This window comes from Colwellia sp. Bg11-28 (assembly GCF_002836245.1).
Lineage (GTDB): Bacteria > Pseudomonadota > Gammaproteobacteria > Enterobacterales > Alteromonadaceae > Colwellia > Colwellia psychrerythraea_A.
This window is the reverse complement of the sequence record NZ_PJBA01000006.1, coordinates 1340025-1360493: the sequence shown is the minus strand read 5'-3', so window position 1 is coordinate 1360493 and position 20469 is coordinate 1340025. Positions and strand designations below refer to the sequence as shown.

Here is a 20469-nt window from a genome sequence, read left to right as displayed (position 1 = left end):
ACCGTTATGTAATGATTTAACTGATTTAGTTACGTTAGTTATTTAATTTAACCACTAAACCAGAAAACAAACGATAAGTTGCTGGATAAATACCACTAGGCTCTAGAAAATCTTGATAGTGTTCTGTCATTTTAAACCACTTATCTTTTCCTGACAGACCTCTGTTTTGTTTCTGCGCTAAATGATTAGCACCTAAGCCTTTTAACTCACGTGCTAAATGGATTACGTTTTGATATTCCAATACGATATCTTGGCACTTTTGTTCGACCAATTTACCATTTTCATTATTGAATAAAATATTAAGCTCTGTAACCGTTTTAAAATCGATAACATGTTGGTCGTCGTCTACTTGTTTCCAAGAAGATTTCAGCTCGTGTAATGTACCGTCTACTAAAGTGGTGAAAATAAGCAATCCACCAGGCTTTAATATTCTTAACATTTCAGTAATGGCTTCATCGAGTGGATCAAACCATTGAATGACTAAATTGGAATAAATGAAATCTATGCTGTTATCTTGCAGCGGTAATTTATGGGCATCGGCTTCTAGCCATAATATTTTTTTATTACGGTGTTCTTTGGCAAAATTCAGCATCTCATTTGAAATATCTAAACCAATAACTTGGTTATAAGTACTCGCTAATAAGTCAGTAAAAAAACCAGTGCCTGAGCCTAAATCTAAAACCGTTAGGTCGTTACGATTCGGTAACCAAGGCATTAGATGCTTACCGGAAAAACGTTGTAACCTTGCTGATACATCATAAGATTTACTGGCAGATCCGAAACTTTTCCCAATCTTTACTCTGTTTGTATTTTTATGTTCTGTTTGAAACATTAAGCTATTGCCTTATTAATGCATTCTGCTAAATATATGATATCTTTAATGTTATGGTTCGCGCAGATGGTAACGCGTAACCTTGAGCTATTAACTGCAACTGTTGGCGGCCTTATAGCAGTTAACCAAATGTCCTGTTTTTTGAGCTTATCACTTAACGTCAGTGCTTTTTTCTCATCGCCAATTATTATGGCATGAATTGAAGATTCTGTGGAAACTAACTCAATTTCTGGGGCCAGTAATTTCGAAAATAATGCACTCAATTCACTGATTTTTTCTCTGCGCCATTGCTCTTTTTGAATAAGCTCGATGCTTTTTTTAGTGGCCCAAGCGACAGCTGGTGATATTGCTGTTGAGTAAATGTAGTGACGAGAAAAATTAACCATATACTCGTGCAGATCGTCGCTACAGGTTAAAAATGCGCCACTGGTACCGATTGCTTTACCCATGGTCGCCATCGTAATATCTATATCCGCAAAGTAATTACTGCCCTGTCCTTCGTTACCGATTACACCAATACTGTGTGCATCATCTAAATAAAGCCAGGCTTGTTGTGATTTTGCAACTTTTGCGAGCTCTAATACTTTAGCTTGGCAACCATCCATACTAAAGACTCCTTCAGAGGCAATTAGTTTATTTTGATATTTGGTGGTTTTACTTAATAACGTTGTTAAATGTTCAATATTATTATGATTGAATCGTTTTACCTTTGCCTTACTATGGTAGGCACCATCAATCATAGATGCATGACTGAGTTTATCTAAATAAAAATGGCTTTCTTCATTTTTACCTAACGCTTGGAATAGCGCTAAATTAGCGGCAAAACCACTAGAAAATAATAGGCACTTAGGTTTATTTAACCACTGACAAATATCAGCTTCCAATGCTTGATGAGCATAGTGATAGCCAGTAACTAAACTTGAACTACTGGAACAAACGCCAAATCGGTCCGCCCCTTCTTGTAACGCTTTGTTTATTTCAGCATGATTATTTAAACCTAAATAATCATTAGACGAAAAGTTCAGATATGACTTTCCATTGATAATAATTTCATTGCTTTGACTTGTCGTACTATTACAAACCAATTGACGATATCGAGACTTAGTTTTTTGCTCAATGACATCATGTTGAATAAAATCAAAATTCATAATGAAATTCTACTTAAATGGATAAGCTTAACAAGGGGATAGCGAGTTTAATCGTTATCACTTTTAATGATAACGATTATACCTATGTTACCTGAAATTGCGAGTTTCAGAATGACTGTGCAATTCATGAGCGTTAGCTCTTTTTATTAAGGGTAGTTTCTTTATAAAAAGAGCATTATTTGCACTGACATCGCCATAGGGGTTATTTAGAAAGTACTTATGCTGATGCGTTGTAAAACAAGTCACTGTTTTGTTGATCAACAATCGCTGTTTTAACAATATTATCTGAACGCTCAGTATCGCCAGCCACTGTTTCAGTATTTATGCCTAGTTTTTCAAACAGAGCAATATCTTGATTCGTTTCAGGGTTTTCTGCAGTAAGCAATTTACAACCATAAAAGATTGAGTTAGCACCGGCAAGGAAACACATCGCTTGCATCTGCTCATTCATCGCCGTACGTCCTGCAGATAATCTCACATGGCTATGTGGCATCATGATGCGGGCCACGGCAATACAACGGATAAAGTCAAAACTCTCTAAATCATCAATATCAGCTAAAGGTGTACCTTCCACTTTTACCAACATGTTAATGGGTACACTTTCAGGCTGTGGGTTTAAATTTGCAAGTTGTATTAATAAAGATGAGCGATCAACCGCTTTTTCACCCAAACCAACAATACCACCACTACATACTTTCATACCGGCACTGCGAACATTACTCAAAGTATCAAGTCTATCTTGAAAGGTACGGGTAGTGATTATTTGATTATAATGCTCAGGAGAAGTATCAAGGTTATGGTTGTAATAATCTAAACCAGCGCCATTTAATTGATCAGCTTGATCGCCCGATAACATACCTAACGTCATGCATGTTTCCATACCAAGCGCTTTAACACTCTTAACCATATCGAGTACATAAGGCATATCGCGTTCTTTAGGGTTGCGCCAAGCAGCACCCATACAAAAACGGGTTGAACCCATTTCTTTGGCTCTTTGCGCTGCTTCTAATACTTTTTCAACGGCTAATAAACTTTCTTTTTCTAGGTCAGTTTTATTACGTGCACTTTGAGAACAGTATTTGCAATCTTCTGGGCAAGCACCAGTTTTAATCGATAATAAAGTACTGACTTGTACTTCATTAGGGTTAAAGTTTTCTCTATGAATCGTCTGTGCTTTAAACATGAGGTCGTTAAAAGGCATAGCAAATAATGCTTCTACTTCTTTTAAATTCCAATTGTGACGAAGGATAGAATTCAACGATTGTGCTTGTGTTGATAACGGTGGTGTTAGTACGGCTTCTGACATATATAAATCTGACATAGAACTCAATTGCATCTAATTAACTTAACGAGTAGTCTAGCCAGACTACTCGTGATGTCAACGACTAACAATACTTTTGGTTAACAAATGAACAATAAACATACAATGATGAGCCCATCTGAACAAAATTCACTACTTCGTTTTGATAAAGAGAACGTTTGGCACCCTTATACTTCAATGTCAGAGCCACTACCAAGCTATTTAGTCGATAGCGCAGAAGGTGTAACAATCAATTTAGCCAGCGGAGAGCGACTCATTGATGGTATGTCATCGTGGTGGTCTGTTTTACATGGCTATAATCACCCTAAGTTAAATGCAGCCCTTGTGGAACAGGCGTCAAAAATGTCGCATGTTATGTTCGGTGGTTTAACGCATCAAAGTGCTATTACCTTATGTGAAAAATTGATTAATTTAACGCCTGAAGGTTTAGATAAAGTTTTTCTGTCTGATTCTGGTTCAGTTAGTGTTGAAGTTGCAATGAAAATGGCTCTTCAGTATCAACATGCAGTCGCTGAAAAAAAGAAGATTACGTTAACCAAAACTAAGCTGTTAACCGTTAAAAATGGCTATCACGGTGATACCTTTGCCGCAATGTCGGTATGCGATCCTATAACGGGTATGCATCAAATATTTGAACAAGTATTAATGCAGCACTTCTTTGCTCCGGCGCCTACGATAAAGTTTGGTGAACAATGGTCAAGTGACGATGTTACTGAGCTAGCTGCATTATTTGCAGAGCATCATAATGACATAGCCGCATTTATTATCGAGCCTATAGTGCAAGGTACCGGTGGTATGCGTTTTTATCACCCTGAATATTTAAAATCCTGTCGCTTACTCTGTGATAAGTATGATGTTTTACTTATAGTCGATGAAATTGCAACAGGCTTTGGAAGAACCGGCAAACTGTTTGCCTGCGAATGGGCAGGTATTAATCCAGATATCATGTGTTTAGGTAAAACCCTAACAGGTGGTTATATTACCCTTGCCGCAACCTTGTGTACCACGCACATTGCACAAACCATCAGTAAAGGTGCTGCAGGTTGTTTCATGCATGGACCTACGTTTATGGGAAATGCCCTCGCCTGTGCTGTAGCGAATGCTAGCATTGATTTACTGTTAGAAAATGATTGGCAATCTCAAGTACAAGCGATTGAAAATACGCTTGTTAGCCACCTTAAACCGTTAGAAAAACATGCAAGGGTAAAAGATACGAGGGTTTTAGGGAGTATTGGCGCGATACAGTGCAAACAAAATGTCAATGTAGCGCAGATACAAAAACGTTTTGTTGAATTAGGTGTTTGGATCAGACCTTTTGGTCAGCTAATCTATATCATCCCACCACTAATCATCACCACAGAACAACTAATTACGTTGGTTAATGCCATGGCAACGGTTCTAGATGAAGATGAATGCTTTAACGGGGTGCTTTAAATGTTAGTTGATTGTTTAAGTGATTAATTAGTTAAGTGTGCAGGGATCTGTTCACACCAGGATTACTGTACCTTAACTAAGATATAGACTAACCAAGTCAGGTTAACAGCCAGTAAGAATATCAAATTACCAAGAGGCGCATCACTGCGACGGCGACTACGATATTTATCCGTCATTAGTGCTAAATAACTGCCCAAAGCACTCAGCCATAACAAAATGTAGAGATAACCCGTTAATGGCGTTAACCAAAATTGGCGGATTTCAATGTCATAATAGCGTAACACCCCAAAATCTTTATCTGGCGCAGCATAATAAGACATCACCAGTGCGACAATAAAAAGTAACCAACTGAGAATAACTAACGTTATTTGGGCGTAGCTCCAAAAGTCGGTTGCTGTTCTCCTGTCAATTTTTTGCTTTAGTTTGGTATATTCATCACTGTTTTGTTTCATCGCAGCTGCTTTCATCCGTTTATGCGCTTTATACTACTATAGCAAATGGATAATTAATTATTCCTATGGGTATTTGTTATTTTCATTGCAATTAAGCATTGCAATTAAGCCTTGTCACGGTAACATATCACCCCATTTTCAGCATAATGCCAATTAGTTAAGATTTATCCCTCACTTAGCGTGAATGGAACATAACGAAATTAACATGGTATACGCAATTTCAATCAATTACATAAGAATAAGAGGTCATTAGATGTCAGTTATATCTATTACTGATGTATTAGCAGGTAACTTCCCTGTTAATGAAAGCATTACCATCCACGGTTGGATCAGAACACGTCGTGATTCGAAAGCTGGTATTTCATTTTTAGCATTACATGACGGTTCATGTTTTGATGCTATTCAAGCCATTGTGCCAAATGAATTAGACAATTATGAAAGCGATGTTCTTAAACTAACCACTGGCTGTTCAGTAAAAGTAACTGGTATTTTGGTTGAATCTCCAGGTAAAGGACAAGCATTCGAAATTCAAGCCACTGAAGTCGAAGTTTTAGGTTTTGTAGAAGACCCAGATACTTACCCAATGGCTGCTAAGCGTCACAGTATTGAATTTTTACGCGAGCAAGCGCATTTGCGTCCTCGTACTAATATTGGCGGCGCGGTAACTCGTGTACGTAATTGTTTAGCGCAAGCTGTTCATAGATTCTTACATAGCAAAGGTTACTTCTGGATTAGTACTCCTCTTATCACGGGTAGTGATTGTGAAGGCGCTGGCGAGATGTTCCGTGTAAGCACATTAGATATGGAAAACTTACCTCGCAACGATGAAGGTAAAGTTGACTACAACAAAGACTTCTTTGGTAAAGAGACCTTTTTAACAGTATCAGGCCAATTAAACGTAGAGACATATTGTAACGCGTTATCAAAAGTTTATACTTTTGGCCCTACTTTTAGAGCCGAAAACTCTAACACTACCCGTCACTTAGCTGAATTTTGGATGGTCGAACCTGAAATTGCTTTTGCTGATTTATCAGACGCGGCAGATTTAGCAGAAGAAATGCTAAAGTATGTATTTAAGGCGGTACTTGAAGAGCGTCCTGACGATATGGCGTTCTTTCAACAACGTGTAGATAAGACTGTTCTTGACCGTTTGAATTCAGTAATCAATACCGACTTTGTTCGCCTTGATTACACTGACGCTATCACTATATTAGAAAACTGCGGTAAGAAATTTGAAAATCAAGTATCTTGGGGCGTAGATTTAAACTCTGAGCATGAGCGTTATTTAGCTGAAGAGCACTTTAACGGTCCAGTAGTTTTACAAAACTACCCGAAAGATATTAAGTCATTCTACATGCGTTTGAACGATGACGGTAAAACGGTTGCTGCTATGGATATTTTAGCACCAGGTATTGGCGAAATCATTGGTGGTAGCCAACGAGAAGAACGTCTTGACGTATTAGATAGCCGTTTAGAAGAAATGGGCTTAGATATTGCTGATTACGGTTGGTATAGAGATTTACGTCGTTACGGCACTGTACCTCATTCTGGTTTTGGTTTAGGTTTTGAACGTTTAGTAGCTTATGCAACAGGCATGCAAAACGTACGTGACGTAATTCCATTCCCAAGAACGCCTAACAACGCAGCGTTCTAACTTTCTATAGTTAAGCTTTTTAGCATTAGCTAATGAGTTAGATACGAAAAAGGCGACATTATGTCGCCTTTTTTATTGTCTAATCAAATGGTTTTATAAACTAATATAAAGCTACTGCCAATAAGTCACTTTATCTTGATAACTTTTCGCTGGTTTCGTATTACATATTTTACTTGGGGTGCCGATATATAAAAATCCGGCAATATCATTACCTGCCTCTAACCCTAAACCTTGTTTAACCGTTTCATTGTATGCAAATCCTCCAGTACGCCACATAGCGCCATAACCTAGTGAGAATGCAGCCATTTGCATCGAATGTGCACAACAACCCGCGGTAATTAACTGCTCTTGCAGTGGTACTTTATTATGTTCAACGTATTGTGTTGATATAACAATAATCATCGGTGCTCTAAATGGCTTTTTTGCTACTTTCGCCATTTTCTCATTTAAGGCTTGTTCATCTATGTTTGCCCCTTCAATAAGTCCAGTTTGGCTAGCCATGTTGATTGTCGTTGCTTCTACATAGATATCACTTAATCGTTGTAAACCTTGTCCGGTAATAACATGGAAATGCCAAGGTTTTAATCCGCCATGATCCGGTACTCGCATACCGGCTGATAATAATGTGGCTAGATCTGCTTCAGTTGGTGCAGGCTCTGTTAACACAGGTGTTGACTGTCGTTGTAATAATAATTCAATAGCGTTCATAAAATGCTTCTAACAAGTGGTTATCGTAGAAGTTTATCGTTAAGTTTGTGCTTGTGCACGTTGTTATAATAAAAAATTAACATTAATTATCATTGAATGGTTTTTATCCTTGACTTAAATTTACCCAACCGCCACTATAAATCGTAACTAACCTGTAAATTACAACTCAAGATAAAATAAGATTACATAAAGAATGCAAAGCACCTTACTCGCCATGATAAATATTCGAAACCTTAAAGCGGCAGCTACTAACTGTCTGTTTGTGGTCAATCGACTGTGGTTAGTTAATCGTCAGTCAAATTGGCCTCCCCTCTGCGAAGCATTGAAAATTCATAATTAATCAAATTTAATTAGTTCACTTTTAAAGCCGCAGAAATTAACTCTTGCGGCTTTTTTGTTTTCTCAACTGTTCCTCATAAAAAACCGCAACTTTCTGCTTTATATCAAACGGATTAATAAATAGTCCGTCTGATATTTACTTTAAAAGCTAACGTTAACAACATAAATTTTAAACGTAAAAAAGGAGAGAAAAATGTCAGTGTCAATTGCCTATTTGGCGGTACTATTAATATGGTCTACCACTCCATTAGGTATAGTGTGGAGTAGCGAATCAATTAATCCAAGTTTAGCGGTATTACTTCGAATGCTGATTGCCTTAGTATTAGGCGCACTAGTGATTAAAATACGCAATATTCATATTCCTTGGCACAAACAGGCCGTAAAGTTATACAGCTTTTCGGCGTTAGGTATTTTTGGTGGCATGCTGTGCTCTTATCTATCTGCCGCTTATTTATCGTCTGGCATTATTTCTTTGGTCTTTGGCTTATCACCCGTTATTTCAGCTTTATTAGCAAAGAAAATATTATCCGAACCCAATATAAGTAGTATGCGTAAATTCTCTATGGCTATTTCATTAATTGGTTTAGCGGTAGTTTGCTCAGATAACTTTACCTTAGCGGATGATGGCATTTACGGAATAATTTTTATTTTAATGGCGGTATTTTTCTTCAGTTTAAGTGGTGTATTAGTTAAAAGTGTTTCATTGGCTATTCATCCGTTAGCAACTACGGTCGGGGCGCTATCGGTTGCAACACCACTGTTTTTAGTGAGCTGGCTATTACTTGATGGCACTCTACCGATTGAAACTTGGCAAGCAAAGTCTCTTTGGGCAACACTCTATTTAGGTGTCTTTGGTTCATTGATTGGTTTTTATGCCTACTTTACTGTGTTGCAGAAGTTATCAGCCAGTAACGTAACTTTGATTACCTTAATTACACCAGTGATTGCTTTGACTTTAGGCGCAGTATTAAATGGTGAGGTTATCAATGATAAGTTGATATTAGGTGCGTTTATGGTGTTATTAGGATTAAGTATTTACCACTTCGGGCATTTACTTCCCCGCCTTAAAAAGAAACGAGCTCGTAGTTAACTGAATTGCATAATAAAAAAAGCCGAACAACTATTAGAGTTGTTCGGCTTTATATCTATACTTATTAGCTTAATCTTGCTAACTAAATCTCTTTTCTTCAATCAAAAACCGCTTCGCAACAAAATGATCAACGCTGGTATAGCGCCCTGCTCCAATAAAGAATAATGACAACAGCATAATGAAATAGGTAGTAGAAAATTCGATACCGTTATTTAGTACAACAATATTACCATTTTCATAAAGCCAATCTGTATTGCCATTTTCTTCGATTAACTCTCGCATTTTTTCAAGACGGGTAGCCGTTTGTTCGCTGTTATCTAAACTAGCTTGTGCACTATCAATACCAAGCCAAACGGCCACTTTAGCTGGGCTAATATCACTATTCGTTGGCGTAATGGCAAACCAACCGTTATCTGCATGTACTGATGTGGCGGCCACTATCATGGTAAACATTAATGGAATGCTAATTAAGCGAGTTAATGCACCAAATAATAAGAACCAACCGCCAAAAAACTCTACCAGAATAACTAAATTAGCCAGTAAAGCCGGAAATGGTAAACCTAAACCCCAATCGCTATTACCAAACCAAGCAATAATATTAGGGTCTGCCATGATGGCACTAAAGCCTGTAACCTCTTCATTAAGCATTTGAGTTTTACTAAAACCTGCCATGATAAACACAGGAGCAAGGTATAGCCTCAATAATAAAGCAGGAATACCGTCAAAATTTTTAAGTTGCGCTAAAAAGCACTGGTAGTAATGTTGTAATCTTTGCATAGTTGTTATCTTTTAATAAAATAATACGATTAATAGTAAGAACGTGTAAACCAGTAAAGTATTTCAAAACATCTTAAAAAAATGCGGAAAGTCTTATAAATAGTTGTAAAAAGGCAATTGCCATAAATAGTTACAATCTACCTTAGGTCATTTGTTAAGTTTTAGTAAACATTAAGGTAGTATAGCTCTGAGTTTTTAATTTAATCAATTTAAGATAAATATATATGAATAATAACCCAGGCATTATAAAACGGATCTTTTCTTCAATTTGGCGAGTATTAACGTTTACTCGCTCTGTTGTGCTAAACCTAGTATTTTTTATACTGTTATTTTCATTCATTGGCGTCATCCTATCAAGCGGTGAAGAGCAAGTAACAGTGCCAGAAAAAACGGCCTTAGTACTGAACCTTGTTGGTGATGTGGTAGAACAAAAGCGTGAAGTTGACCCTATGGAAGCTTTTTTAAGTGAAGCCATGGAACAACAAGATGATAAACCAGAAGTTCTACTTACTGATATCATTGATGTTATTAGTAAAGCCAAAAAAGATGATCGGGTAGAAATATTAGTTTTACAGCTACAAGGTTTAAATCGTGCAGGTTTGACTAAGTTGCAAGACATCGCAGCAGCGCTAGAAGACTTTAAAAGTAGCGGTAAACAAATTATTGCCCTTGGTGACCAATTTTCCCAAGACCAATATTACCTTGCCAGTACCGCCAATGACATTTGGTTAAATCCACAAGGTTTTATGTTACTTGATGGTTATGGCCGTTATAACATGTACTTTAAATCGGCATTAGAGAAATTAGCAATAAACCAACACATTTTCCGTGTTGGTACTTTTAAGTCAGCCGTTGAACCTTTTATTAGAGATGATATGTCAGATGCTGCCAAAAAAGCTAACAAACTTTGGTTAGCTGATTTGTGGATGCAGTACAAAGAAGATGTTGCTGCGCGACGTGGTTTTGGTGTTGACAATTTTGATGAGAACATTGATAACTTAGTTGCTAAATTTAGTGCGGCTGATAGTAGCTTTGCTCAATATGCACTTAAAAATAACTGGGTTGACCAATTGAAGTCTCGCCAGGAAATGCGCTCTGAGCTAATTGAGTTAGTCGGAGAAAACAAAAAAGGTGATAGTTACAACCATATTGGTTACAAAAATTATATTGCTGCTACGAGTTCATCGATAGAAGAAAGCGCTGAGCTTGCCGAAAAGAGTCACGATAAAGTTGCCATTATAGTTGCTAAAGGCACTATTTTAGATGGAACACAAAAGCCTGGCACCATTGGCGGTGACAGTACAGCTAAGTTACTGCGTAAAGCGAGAAATAATGATGATGTTAAAGCGGTAGTACTTCGTGTAGATAGCCCTGGTGGCAGTGCTTACGCTTCAGAAATTATTCGTCAAGAAGTTGAGTTATTGAAAAAAGCAGGTAAACCTGTTGTTGCTTCAATGGGTACTTATGCCGCTTCAGGTGGTTACTGGATTTCAGCACCAGCAGATAAAATATATGCAGCCCCTTCTACTATCACAGGTTCAATTGGTATTTTTGGCATGATGATGACGTTCGAAGATACATTAAGCAAAATGGGTATTTATACTGATGGAGTTGGTACCACTGATATTGCTGGTTTTAGTCCGACTCAAGCGTTGACTCCAGGTATGGCTAATTTATTCCAATTATCCATTAACCGAGGTTACCAAGAATTTATACAACTTGTTGCCACTAATCGTGATATGACTTTAGAAGAAGTTGATGCGATTGCTCAAGGACGTGTTTGGTCTGGTAAAAAAGCGAAAGAGCTTGGCTTAGTTGATGAACTTGGTAATTTAACTGATGCTGTTGTTGCTGCTGCAACACTAGCAAAACTTGAACAATACGACACTTTGTTAATTGAAAAAGAACAATCTTCACGTAACAAAATCATGCAACAGTTATTGGGTCAATCATCAACATTGGTAAGCTTATTCTCAGCAAATGAAGAGAAAATCGCTATTGATTTAGCGACTAATTCAGTGAATAGCAAACCATTATCACAGTTCATTACTATGATGAAAAACGAATTTGGTCTGATGAATCAGTTTAATGATCCCCAAGGTCGTTATACGTTATGTGTTGCTTGTGGTGCAAACTAAAGCAGTCATAATTCATAAAAAACCAGTTAACCATTACAGTGTGTAATGGTTAAATTAAAGAGGTAGTTAAGCATTTAACTACCTCTTTTTTTATGCCACATCTTCTTTGGTACTATGGCTCAATACTGTTTTCACTTTTTTGAGCAACAATCTTTCCTTGCTCAGTAAATTAACCCGTTTGCTGTCACTGCTATAGCAACCTTCCCGCTTGCTAAGATATAATATCGTCCTTGAATAAAACTAATACCAATTAAACTAATTAAGTGATCTTTTAAAATGGTCTAAATATCCAATAACATCGTTGCTTTCAATCCCAATAGCCAGCTATTGCTCAATCAAGCGTCTTGTTCTTGAAAATTTATTCTCATTAAAATTTGAACCATTAATAAATTTAATTGGTATAAAGACTGATCTCATTAATGTATATCAATATTAATGAATACTGATCACATTAAATTATCGAAATAAATAAGTAGTCAAAGTTATGATGAAAAAAAGAATTTACGTTGCATACACTGGCGGTACCATTGGCATGATGCAAAGCACACAAGGCTTTGTTCCCGCAAAAGGTCACCTTACTGAATCTATCAATGCCTTACCTGAATTTCATCGTAGTGAAATGCCTGAATTTACTATCAGTGAATATCAGCCTTTAATTGATTCATCAAACATGACCCCCAGTGATTGGCAGCGCATCGCTGATGATATTAAAGCCAATTATGATGACTACGATGGATTTGTTGTTCTACATGGCACAGATACCATGGCGTATACTAGTTCAGCCTTATCATTCATGTTCGAAAATTTAAGTAAACCTGTCATTGTAACAGGCTCACAAATTCCGTTGAGTCAACTCCGCTCTGATGGGCAAGTTAATGTACTAAACGCTTTATACATTGCCGCTAACTACCCCATCAGTGAAGTAAGTTTGTTTTTTAATAACAAACTGTATCGCGGTAACCGTTGTATTAAGGCCTATGCTGATGGCTTCAACGCGTTTGACTCACCTAATATGCCGGTATTACTGGAAGCGGGTATCAATATTCAGTTGGTTGCTGGTACGCTTGCACATCCGGTAGACAAAGTTGAACCCTTACAACTTTCAACCATGACCCCACAGCCAGTTGGTGTTGTTCACCTATACCCAGGTATAAGTAGTGAAGTTATCGAGAATGTTATAAAACAACCGGTTAAAGCCCTCATACTTCGAAGCTACGGTGTTGGTAATGCACCACAAGATAAAGCCTTACTTGCTTGTTTAAGAAAAGCGAAAGAACAAGGTATTGTTGTGGTCAATTGTAGCCAATGTATTAAAGGTACAGTAAATATGTCGGGTTATGCGACAGGTAATGCGCTCAGTGAGACGGGAGTTATCAGTGGCCATGATATGACCTTAGAGGCAACATTAACCAAGTTACATTATTTGTTAAGTAAAAACTTAAGCTATGATGAAATGTGCCAACAAATGGATATAAGCCTACGTGGGGAACTTACTTAATACCATTTTCATTAAGTTTGTGATCTTGTTGTGCGCAGAAAAATAGAAACACGAATGTTAGCAACCGGACTATTTCATTAATCCGGTTGCTAACAAATTAAAGAGAAAACCTTAGTCAGCGGTTTGCTCATCATGCAATTCTATATTCAGTTCTAATACGTTTAAATCGCCATCTTTTTTATCAAGATTTATCGAAAAACTTTCATCAGATACTTTAATGTATTTACGGAGAACCTTAAGAATATCTTCAGTAAGCTGTGGTAAATAATCGGGCTGTTTATTACGACTATTACGTTCATGCGCAACAATGATTTGCAGGCGCTCTTTGGCTTTGGACGCCGTTGTTACCTGCTTTTCTTTTTTACGTAAAAAATAATCTAAAAGTGCCATGTTATCCTCCAAACATACGACTGAAAATGCCTTTTTTCTCGGCAACTAAAAACCTAAATTCAACTGTTTCACCTAATAGACGTTCTATAACATCCTGATAAGCTTTACCGGCATCACTTTCGGTATCTAAAATTACTGGTTCTCCAGCATTCGATGCCTTAAGTACTGCTTGTGATTCTGGAATCACACCTAACAGAGGTATCGACAGAATATCTTCAACATCCTCAACACTCAGCATTTCACCTTCTTCTACGCGTTTAGGTGAATAACGCGTCAATAATAAATGCTCTTTTATCGGTTCTAAGCCAAGTTCTGCTCTGCGTGAGCGACTTGCTAACATGCCTAAAATGCGATCAGAATCACGTACCGATGAGACTTCAGGATTGGTAGTTACTATCGCTTCATCTGCATAATAAAGTGCCATCATAGCACCGGCTTCAATGCCTGCAGGTGAATCACAAACTATAAAGTCATAGGTTTTACCAAGCTCTTCTAGCACTTTGCCAACATTTTCTTTATTTAACGCATCTTTATCCCGCGTTTGCGAGGCAGGTAATATAGACAAACTGCTAACGCGCTTATCTTTAATTAATGCCTGATTTAAAGTTGCTTCACCATTAATGACATTAACGAAGTCGTAAACAACGCGACGTTCACAGCCCATGATCAAATCAAGGTTACGTAGACCAATATCAAAATCGATTAAAACGACTTTATGACCTTTTAACGCCAATCCAAGTCCAATTGCAGCACTTGATGTTGTTTTGCCAACACCACCCTTGCCTGAGGTAACCACTATTATTCGTGCCATAGACCGAATATCCTTTATAAGTTAATAATTAAATGAGTTTTGATGACGTTAGTTCGCTATCAGTCAAATGAATGTATACCGGTGAACCCCAGTGCTGTTCCATTGATTCACTCAGCCAATAGTTACCATTAATAGAGACCAGTTCAGCCTCAAGATTTTGGCAATAAATTTGCGCTTTGTGATGACCTTTTGCGCCGGCTATTGCTCGGCCACGTAATGAGCCATAAACATGGATATTACCGTCGGCAATCACTTCAGCACCTGCTGAAACAGAACCAATCACTACAAGATTTTGATCTTTAGCATAAATTTGTTGGCCAGAACGAATTTGACCTCGGTGAACTTTGTCTGTGTATAAATTACATTCAGGAATAGCAGCTGTTACTTTACTCTCAGCAACTATGGCCTTTTCTGCAATAGCAGCCTTCTGTGAAGTATCAACTCTTGTTGTATTCACAAAAGAAAAACCAAGTTCACGAATGAGTTTACGTTGTTCTTTATCAACCGAACCAGTGAAACCAACGAAGGTGAAATTAAATTCTTCAATTAAGGTTTTTACCGCTTGGTAATCAATCGAACAATCAAGTTGTTCAATATTAACCACGACAGGAACTAGATAAAAAAAATCTGGGGCTTGGGCCACTTTTTTTACTAAATCAGCACGGATATCCGCTAGTTTTGATGTTTTCAAATGTAAAACAGATAGGGTAAAACTTGTACCTTTAAATTCAATGCTGGCATCAGCCATAATGAAAATTTTCCTAAATAAGACTACTAAGTGCCTAGAGTTAAAGTTCCTAGACATAAATTTCCCAGTATTGCTGTTATGTTAACTAACAGATAACGGCAATACTGAAAAAGTAACAGCGTTTATAAACCCAATAGGACTCAGGTATTGCTCACTTTACGAAAATTAATCCGTTTGGTATAAGGCACTTTTTAATGTAGAAATTAAAGCATCTTCACCATGTTGATAACGCTTAATTTTATTATTCGCTATTAACAGTGAATAACTTAAATTAATTGACGCGACCAATAAAGCACGCTCGCTGTTAGCCATACCATTTTTTTTCTTAATGTCAGCACACATAACAGCAAGACTGTTAGCGGCTTGGTTTAAATCCTCTGCTTGTTCAGCTGAGCAATTAAACTGGTGTTGCTTGCCCATTATTTCAATGCTGATACCTTTAGAGTCTTCAGCAATCATTAATTAACCTCTTCTACACTTTGTAATTTGCCTAATAGGCTGGTTAATACATTATTTGTTTGTTTTTGCTTTTCTTCACCGTCAAGTGCTTCAAGTTGCAAGGTTTCGTTTTCATCAAGCAGCAATGATTTTTGCTGCTCAAGTTCAGCCACTTGGTTTTTTAGCTGGTTATTTTTTGCAATGATATCTTCAATCAGTTGTTCGAGTTGAGGGAGAGTATTTTCTAACATAAGGCGCTCTTGTTAACTGTAGTAAATTAAAGGCGCAAATTTAATCTAAAGTGAGACAGAATGCTACTCTTTAGCACGATTATTGGCGTATTTTATGTAACAATTTTCAACACGAGGAAGGATTAGATAATAACGTTCAAAAAACACACGTTAATGTTAGAAATCATACAATTACAATTGATTATTTTAACGGTGTGATTTTTGAAGTAAAAATAAATTAACGCTTAAATTTAAAACAAAGGACTTTGATAACGACCCTACCCTAATCTGTTTTTTTCTTAGCTAGAGCAAAGTTCGCATAAATGGTGGTTGAACCACCGGCAATAAGAGAAAGCATAGCAACACCAAACATTGCATTATTTTGAGATTCAAAAGCTAATAGATATAAACCTAGCGCAACAAAAAACAAGCCACCTATGACAAAGGCTTTTGGATGTAATGATATCAGGCCAGAGGATTGAAAGCCTTTTATTGCTTTAGTTTTAGAATGAGCAGACGCTTTTCGTTTATGTTTATTTGTTGGCATCACCAACTCCTTAGATTTTTATTAGATACTTCGTGTTACTACATTAGCCATTGTCAGGTTGTCATAAGGACGACGAGATATGAATACCAATTAATATCCCACAATGTCAAATAATTAGAAACGATGAAGATCAACTTTCTATCAATAAGTAGATATTACTGAGCTGTATTAGATATCCACTTACCTAACACAGAGATAACTGCCAATACATTTAGGCGATTAATTAATTTGCCTAAGATTTGATGGAGTTTGCCCTGTCCATTTTTTAAAAGCCGCTCTGAAATTGGACACGTCATTAAAGCCGATAGCACAACCGATATCCTCTATTGTTAATTGAGTTTCGATGATTAATTTTTTAGCCGCACTACAGCGTAACTCTTTTACTATATCTCTAAAACTTGTGCCTTGCTCAGATAACTTTCTACGCAGTGTTCTTGGAGTGAGATATAAGTCACTCGCTAAGTTTTCTGCACAAAGATCCTTATGCATATTCGCCGCTATCCATTGATTGATAGTAATTAAGAATTCATTTTTTGTGGCCACTGAATTTAATACGTTATCGCATTGGCTAAGTAGCAAAGGCATTGCAAAAGGATTACTCCTAGGAGTATTTAATGACAATTTATCGTCATCAAATACAAATTCATTATGAGGATTTCCATAGGTTATTGGGCAGCCAAAAAATTCTTCATAACCTCGGTGATGCTTAGGTTTAGCAAAACTAAAGCGTAGCGCATCAAAAGAGAAACTTTCATTATCCATACAATCTCTGACCAAAGACAACACAATTACGCACTGTAGTTCAATATTAAATTCCGCTAGATCAATGGTATGCAAAAGATCTTCAAAACGAAAGCATGATTGTTCTGATTCACAATCTACGTGCAGCGTCATATTAACCGTTTTAGTAACCAAATTATGATAGCGAATAGAAAATTCGAGGGCTGACCGTAAGCTGTTACAACATAATAATGTACAGCCATATAAACCGTAATCTTTAGGTTTTATTGCGGCTCCCAGCAGTAAACTAATACCAGGAATATCTAATGCCACAACATTTCGATAAAAAGTGACTATTTGATCCTTATTTATTTGATATTCACGGTCATTTAACCCGTACGGTTCAATATCTGTATCTTTTAACAAACGTGATAAATCAATGCCTCTTTCAGATAACGTGGTCGAAATAAAGTTAAGTTTATGAGCAAAGACCTGACCAGTAAAGTTAGCGGACAAAGCATTTTGTTGAACCATATCATTATTTCTCTTTTTGTTATTTACCACCAGTTAACCACAAATTGACCGCTTTTCACTCAAAGTTGACCGTTTATCACCTTATCTTCACTATCACTGATCTTTATATTATCAGGGGCTTTTGAACTTCATGTTTGTGTTTTGCTAAATTTAAAAGCTCAAAAGCCTCTAACAATAATTATAATAAAAAAGTGAGAAAACATGAAAAACAAGGCAATAAAAAGCATATTCACCTTGAGTGCCTGTGCTTTAGCAATTAATGCTGCAACAGCACAAGAGCAAGTAACCTTAGAAGTTATTCAAGTCACAGCACAAAAAAGATCGGAAAATGCGCAAGAAACGCCGATCTCAATGAACGTGCTTAGTGCAGACGATTTGAAAGAAAAAAGCATAGAAAAAATTGATGACTTGCAATACTCAGTTCCAAATCTACATATGACAGAAACAGGCATAAGTACCCAAATGTTTATCCGCGGCATTGGCACCGGAAATAACCAAGGTTTTGAGCAATCTGTTGGCCAGTATATCGATGGTGTACATTATGGCCGTCAACAGTTACTACGCATGCCGTTTCTTGACTTAGAAAGAATTGAAGTCTTAAAAGGACCGCAATCAATCATGTTTGGTAAAAACTCTGTTGCCGGTGCACTTAACTTATCTTCAGCAAAACCAACACAAGACACAGAAATTCATCTTGGTTTACAGTATCAACCTACCATAGGTGCTACTGAATTCACCGGCATGGTATCGGGTGCTTTAACGGATACTTTGTCAGCAAGGTTAGCCGTTCGAGACTATTCAGAAGATGGTTATGTTGAAAACACGTTTAAAGACCGTGATGAAACAATTCGAGAAGAAAGCGCTGTTCGTTTGAGCTTAATGTGGGAACCAAGCGATACCATGAACTTCTTATTCAAAGTAGAACAAGATGAGTTTGATGGTACTGGGCGACAAATCGAAGTGATTAAAGACGAGCCCTCTCTTGCAGGCTCACCTATTCCTGGTGCTACCTTTAGCCAAATACTCGGGGCTTTAGGTCATCCTAACGCAATATCAGAAAGTGAATTGAATTATGAACGCCAAGCTGATGCAGAAGAAAGTAATAACAACAGCTTAACTAATTCAACGTTAACGGCTAACTTTAAATTAGGGGATTACACCCTTACCTCGGTATCAGGTTTCGTTTCATACGATTTTGTTGAAACCTGTGATTGTGACTATACTGCTGCACCTATATTTTCGGTCTTCATAGATGAAGAATATGAGCAGTTCAGTCAAGAAATTAGGTTGGTTTCTCCATTAGGTGAAAAGTTCGATTGGTTAGGCGGACTTTTTTATCAAACCAGTGAACTTGGCTTCGATGACAATATTAAAATACCCACCAACAGCGTTTTAGGTTTATTGTCTGGTGGCGCACTATCACCGTTAACTGGACATGGTGCAGGTCGTAATTATCAACTAGACACAGATATGTTTTCTGCCTTTTTCCAAGGGCGTTATCATTTTACCGAGGCACTAACTCTAACCTTAGGTGCCCGTTTTACGAGTGAAGAGAAGACATCATCTCGTATTATGAATATTACTGATCTAGGTACTGGTAATATTACCACCAACCCTATGGCACCGGCCTTATTCGATGCTGTCTTTGGTATTCAAAGTGATCAAAGCCCTTTATCACCGCAAGGACATAACTTAAAGGGTGAACGTAAAGAAAACTCTTTTACGCCACTAATTAATATCAGTTATAAAATTGATCAAAATATTATGGCTTATGCTTCTGCAACCACAGGGTTTAAAGCGGGTGGTTTTGATGCCAGAGCTAATAACGTTAATTCATGGGAATTTGAAGAAGAAGAAGCCACTGCCTATGAAATGGGAATAAAATCTTTACTGTTAGACGATACCTTAGAAATAAACTTATCTTTTTACCGCACCGAATACGACAACTTGCAAGTTAGTCAGTTTGATGGAGTACTTGGCTTTAATGTTGGTAACGCTAAAGAAACCGTAGTGCAAGGGGTTGAAGTGGATGGTCGTTGGATAATACTTGATGGTTTATCAATGCAATACGGTGTTGCTTATTTAGACCACGAGTACAAAGACTTTACAAATGGTAACTGTCACAGCAGACAAGTTCCTGATGGTGATATAGGTGCTGATGGCAATCAACTGTGTGATTATACGGGTAAATCAGGACAATATACGCCTAAGTTTACCGCCAGCATTGGTTTTGACTATTTCACTGATATCTCATTTTTAGGTTTTGAATACTTCAGAACTACGCTAGGGCTTTACCACTCGGCAAAACAAAATGTTGATGTTAACTTAAATCCGCTTTATGAAGTTGACTCTTATGACAAGGTAGATATGCGCATTGCCCTTGAAAGTGAAAACTGGAACATTGCTTTGTTTGGTAAAAATATGACGAATGAAGAAGTATTAACGTATGTGGGTAACAATCCATTATCGGGTAGTACCTTTGGAACAGACACTTTTTATGGTTTTGTCGACCGACCAGCAGTCTATGGCATACAGCTAGATTATAACTTTTAGTTGATTACAGTAAATTGTACTAAATATTTTAGCTTTACTTAAACTACTGTAGAAATCGGACGTTTAATTGTTGTATTTCAATCTATTGCATATGATTACAACAATTA

The 20469-nt window shown here is 37.2% G+C and carries 19 protein-coding genes; 6 read left to right on the top strand and 13 right to left on the bottom strand.

Annotated features, from left to right (window positions below; all coding sequences use genetic code 11):
• Positions 1–34: 34 nt before the first annotated feature.
• The 3 genes from bioC to bioB form a co-directional block, all read right to left on the bottom strand.
• Positions 35–832, bottom strand: a complete 798-nt coding sequence (gene bioC / locus CXF79_RS13110; protein WP_101155420.1) for a malonyl-ACP O-methyltransferase BioC — start codon at positions 830–832, stop codon at positions 35–37.
• A complete protein-coding gene (locus CXF79_RS13105; protein WP_101155418.1) occupies positions 832–1980 on the bottom strand; it encodes an aminotransferase class I/II-fold pyridoxal phosphate-dependent enzyme in 1149 nt (382 codons plus the stop codon). The genes bioC and CXF79_RS13105 overlap by 1 nt, the downstream gene beginning before the upstream one ends.
• Before the next feature lie 217 nt (positions 1981–2197).
• Positions 2198–3301 carry a biotin synthase BioB gene (bioB, locus tag CXF79_RS13100; protein ID WP_011043403.1) on the bottom strand — a complete coding sequence of 368 codons (1104 nt, stop codon included), beginning with the start codon at positions 3299–3301 and terminating at the stop codon, positions 2198–2200.
• 87 nt (positions 3302–3388) lie between these two features.
• On the opposite strand from bioB, the gene bioA reads away from it, so the two are divergent.
• Entirely contained in the window at positions 3389–4735 is a 1347-nt protein-coding gene (bioA, locus tag CXF79_RS13095) for an adenosylmethionine--8-amino-7-oxononanoate transaminase (RefSeq protein WP_101155416.1), read from the top strand.
• A gap of 62 nt (positions 4736–4797) precedes the next feature.
• Here the strand turns inward: bioA and CXF79_RS13090 are convergent, their stop codons facing one another.
• Complete coding sequence (locus tag CXF79_RS13090; RefSeq protein WP_101156323.1) at positions 4798–5187, bottom strand: hypothetical protein; 390 nt, start codon at positions 5185–5187, stop codon at positions 4798–4800.
• Positions 5188–5440: 253 nt separating this feature from the next.
• Between CXF79_RS13090 and asnS the strand changes: the two genes are divergently transcribed.
• Positions 5441–6841 carry an asparagine--tRNA ligase gene (asnS, locus tag CXF79_RS13085; protein WP_011043400.1) on the top strand — a complete coding sequence of 467 codons (1401 nt, stop codon included), beginning with the start codon at positions 5441–5443 and terminating at the stop codon, positions 6839–6841.
• Between the two features lie 111 nt (positions 6842–6952).
• Here the strand turns inward: asnS and CXF79_RS13080 are convergent, their stop codons facing one another.
• Positions 6953–7549, bottom strand: coding sequence for a nitroreductase family protein (locus CXF79_RS13080; RefSeq protein ID WP_011043399.1), 597 nt, complete (start codon positions 7547–7549; stop codon positions 6953–6955).
• Positions 7550–8081: 532 nt separating this feature from the next.
• Here CXF79_RS13080 and CXF79_RS13075 point away from each other — a divergent pair.
• Entirely contained in the window at positions 8082–8978 is an 897-nt protein-coding gene (locus CXF79_RS13075; protein WP_101155414.1) for a DMT family transporter, read from the top strand.
• A gap of 78 nt (positions 8979–9056) precedes the next feature.
• Here CXF79_RS13075 and CXF79_RS13070 read toward each other — a convergent pair whose 3' ends face one another.
• Positions 9057–9755 (bottom strand): HvfX family Cu-binding RiPP maturation protein, encoded by a 699-nt coding sequence (locus tag CXF79_RS13070; RefSeq protein ID WP_011043395.1) that lies wholly within the window; start codon positions 9753–9755, stop codon positions 9057–9059.
• Positions 9756–9979: 224 nt separating this feature from the next.
• Here CXF79_RS13070 and sppA point away from each other — a divergent pair, with 224 nt between their 5' ends.
• Positions 9980–11893: a signal peptide peptidase SppA gene (gene sppA / locus CXF79_RS13065; RefSeq protein WP_101155412.1), complete on the top strand. Its 1914-nt coding sequence runs from the start codon at positions 9980–9982 to the stop codon at positions 11891–11893.
• 484 nt (positions 11894–12377) lie between these two features.
• Positions 12378–13391, top strand: a complete 1014-nt coding sequence (gene ansA / locus CXF79_RS13060) for an asparaginase (protein ID WP_011043393.1) — start codon at positions 12378–12380, stop codon at positions 13389–13391.
• 111 nt (positions 13392–13502) lie between these two features.
• Here ansA and minE read toward each other — a convergent pair whose 3' ends face one another.
• The 7 genes from minE to CXF79_RS13025 form a co-directional block, all read right to left on the bottom strand.
• Positions 13503–13781 (bottom strand): cell division topological specificity factor MinE, encoded by a 279-nt coding sequence (gene minE, locus CXF79_RS13055; protein WP_011043392.1) that lies wholly within the window; start codon positions 13779–13781, stop codon positions 13503–13505.
• 1 nt (position 13782) lies between these two features.
• Positions 13783–14592 (bottom strand): septum site-determining protein MinD, encoded by an 810-nt coding sequence (gene minD, locus CXF79_RS13050; RefSeq protein WP_011043391.1) that lies wholly within the window; start codon positions 14590–14592, stop codon positions 13783–13785.
• 28 nt (positions 14593–14620) lie between these two features.
• Positions 14621–15340: a septum site-determining protein MinC gene (gene minC / locus CXF79_RS13045; RefSeq protein WP_011043390.1), complete on the bottom strand. Its 720-nt coding sequence runs from the start codon at positions 15338–15340 to the stop codon at positions 14621–14623.
• Positions 15341–15505: 165 nt separating this feature from the next.
• Positions 15506–15799, bottom strand: a complete 294-nt coding sequence (locus CXF79_RS13040; protein WP_011043389.1) for a cell division protein ZapA — start codon at positions 15797–15799, stop codon at positions 15506–15508.
• A complete protein-coding gene (locus tag CXF79_RS13035) occupies positions 15799–16029 on the bottom strand; it encodes a hypothetical protein (protein ID WP_011043388.1) in 231 nt (76 codons plus the stop codon). The genes CXF79_RS13040 and CXF79_RS13035 overlap by 1 nt, the downstream gene beginning before the upstream one ends.
• 262 nt (positions 16030–16291) lie before the next feature.
• Positions 16292–16555 (bottom strand): hypothetical protein, encoded by a 264-nt coding sequence (locus CXF79_RS13030; protein ID WP_101155410.1) that lies wholly within the window; start codon positions 16553–16555, stop codon positions 16292–16294.
• A gap of 219 nt (positions 16556–16774) precedes the next feature.
• Positions 16775–17809 (bottom strand): AraC family transcriptional regulator, encoded by a 1035-nt coding sequence (locus CXF79_RS13025; protein ID WP_101155408.1) that lies wholly within the window; start codon positions 17807–17809, stop codon positions 16775–16777.
• Positions 17810–18010: 201 nt separating this feature from the next.
• Between CXF79_RS13025 and CXF79_RS13020 the strand changes: the two genes are divergently transcribed.
• Positions 18011–20362, top strand: a complete 2352-nt coding sequence (locus CXF79_RS13020; protein WP_101155406.1) for a TonB-dependent receptor — start codon at positions 18011–18013, stop codon at positions 20360–20362.
• Positions 20363–20469 lie beyond the last annotated feature (107 nt).

What these genes read in the sequence shown, in the direction of transcription:
- bioC (WP_101155420.1), bottom strand. Translation starts at nt 832, where the DNA reads ATGTTTCAAACAGAACATAAAAATACAAACAGAGTAAAGATTGGGAAA.
- CXF79_RS13105 (WP_101155418.1), bottom strand. Translation starts at nt 1,980, where the DNA reads ATGAATTTTGATTTTATTCAACATGATGTCATTGAGCAAAAAACTAAG.
- bioB (WP_011043403.1), bottom strand. Translation starts at nt 3,301, where the DNA reads ATGTCAGATTTATATATGTCAGAAGCCGTACTAACACCACCGTTATCA.
- bioA (WP_101155416.1), top strand. Translation starts at nt 3,389, where the DNA reads ATGAACAATAAACATACAATGATGAGCCCATCTGAACAAAATTCACTA.
- CXF79_RS13090 (WP_101156323.1), bottom strand. Translation starts at nt 5,187, where the DNA reads ATGAAACAAAACAGTGATGAATATACCAAACTAAAGCAAAAAATTGAC.
- asnS (WP_011043400.1), top strand. Translation starts at nt 5,441, where the DNA reads ATGTCAGTTATATCTATTACTGATGTATTAGCAGGTAACTTCCCTGTT.
- CXF79_RS13080 (WP_011043399.1), bottom strand. Translation starts at nt 7,549, where the DNA reads ATGAACGCTATTGAATTATTATTACAACGACAGTCAACACCTGTGTTA.
- CXF79_RS13075 (WP_101155414.1), top strand. Translation starts at nt 8,082, where the DNA reads ATGTCAGTGTCAATTGCCTATTTGGCGGTACTATTAATATGGTCTACC.
- CXF79_RS13070 (WP_011043395.1), bottom strand. Translation starts at nt 9,755, where the DNA reads ATGCAAAGATTACAACATTACTACCAGTGCTTTTTAGCGCAACTTAAA.
- sppA (WP_101155412.1), top strand. Translation starts at nt 9,980, where the DNA reads ATGAATAATAACCCAGGCATTATAAAACGGATCTTTTCTTCAATTTGG.
- ansA (WP_011043393.1), top strand. Translation starts at nt 12,378, where the DNA reads ATGATGAAAAAAAGAATTTACGTTGCATACACTGGCGGTACCATTGGC.
- minE (WP_011043392.1), bottom strand. Translation starts at nt 13,781, where the DNA reads ATGGCACTTTTAGATTATTTTTTACGTAAAAAAGAAAAGCAGGTAACA.
- minD (WP_011043391.1), bottom strand. Translation starts at nt 14,592, where the DNA reads ATGGCACGAATAATAGTGGTTACCTCAGGCAAGGGTGGTGTTGGCAAA.
- minC (WP_011043390.1), bottom strand. Translation starts at nt 15,340, where the DNA reads ATGGCTGATGCCAGCATTGAATTTAAAGGTACAAGTTTTACCCTATCT.
- CXF79_RS13040 (WP_011043389.1), bottom strand. Translation starts at nt 15,799, where the DNA reads ATGATTGCTGAAGACTCTAAAGGTATCAGCATTGAAATAATGGGCAAG.
- CXF79_RS13035 (WP_011043388.1), bottom strand. Translation starts at nt 16,029, where the DNA reads ATGTTAGAAAATACTCTCCCTCAACTCGAACAACTGATTGAAGATATC.
- CXF79_RS13030 (WP_101155410.1), bottom strand. Translation starts at nt 16,555, where the DNA reads ATGCCAACAAATAAACATAAACGAAAAGCGTCTGCTCATTCTAAAACT.
- CXF79_RS13025 (WP_101155408.1), bottom strand. Translation starts at nt 17,809, where the DNA reads ATGGTTCAACAAAATGCTTTGTCCGCTAACTTTACTGGTCAGGTCTTT.
- CXF79_RS13020 (WP_101155406.1), top strand. Translation starts at nt 18,011, where the DNA reads ATGAAAAACAAGGCAATAAAAAGCATATTCACCTTGAGTGCCTGTGCT.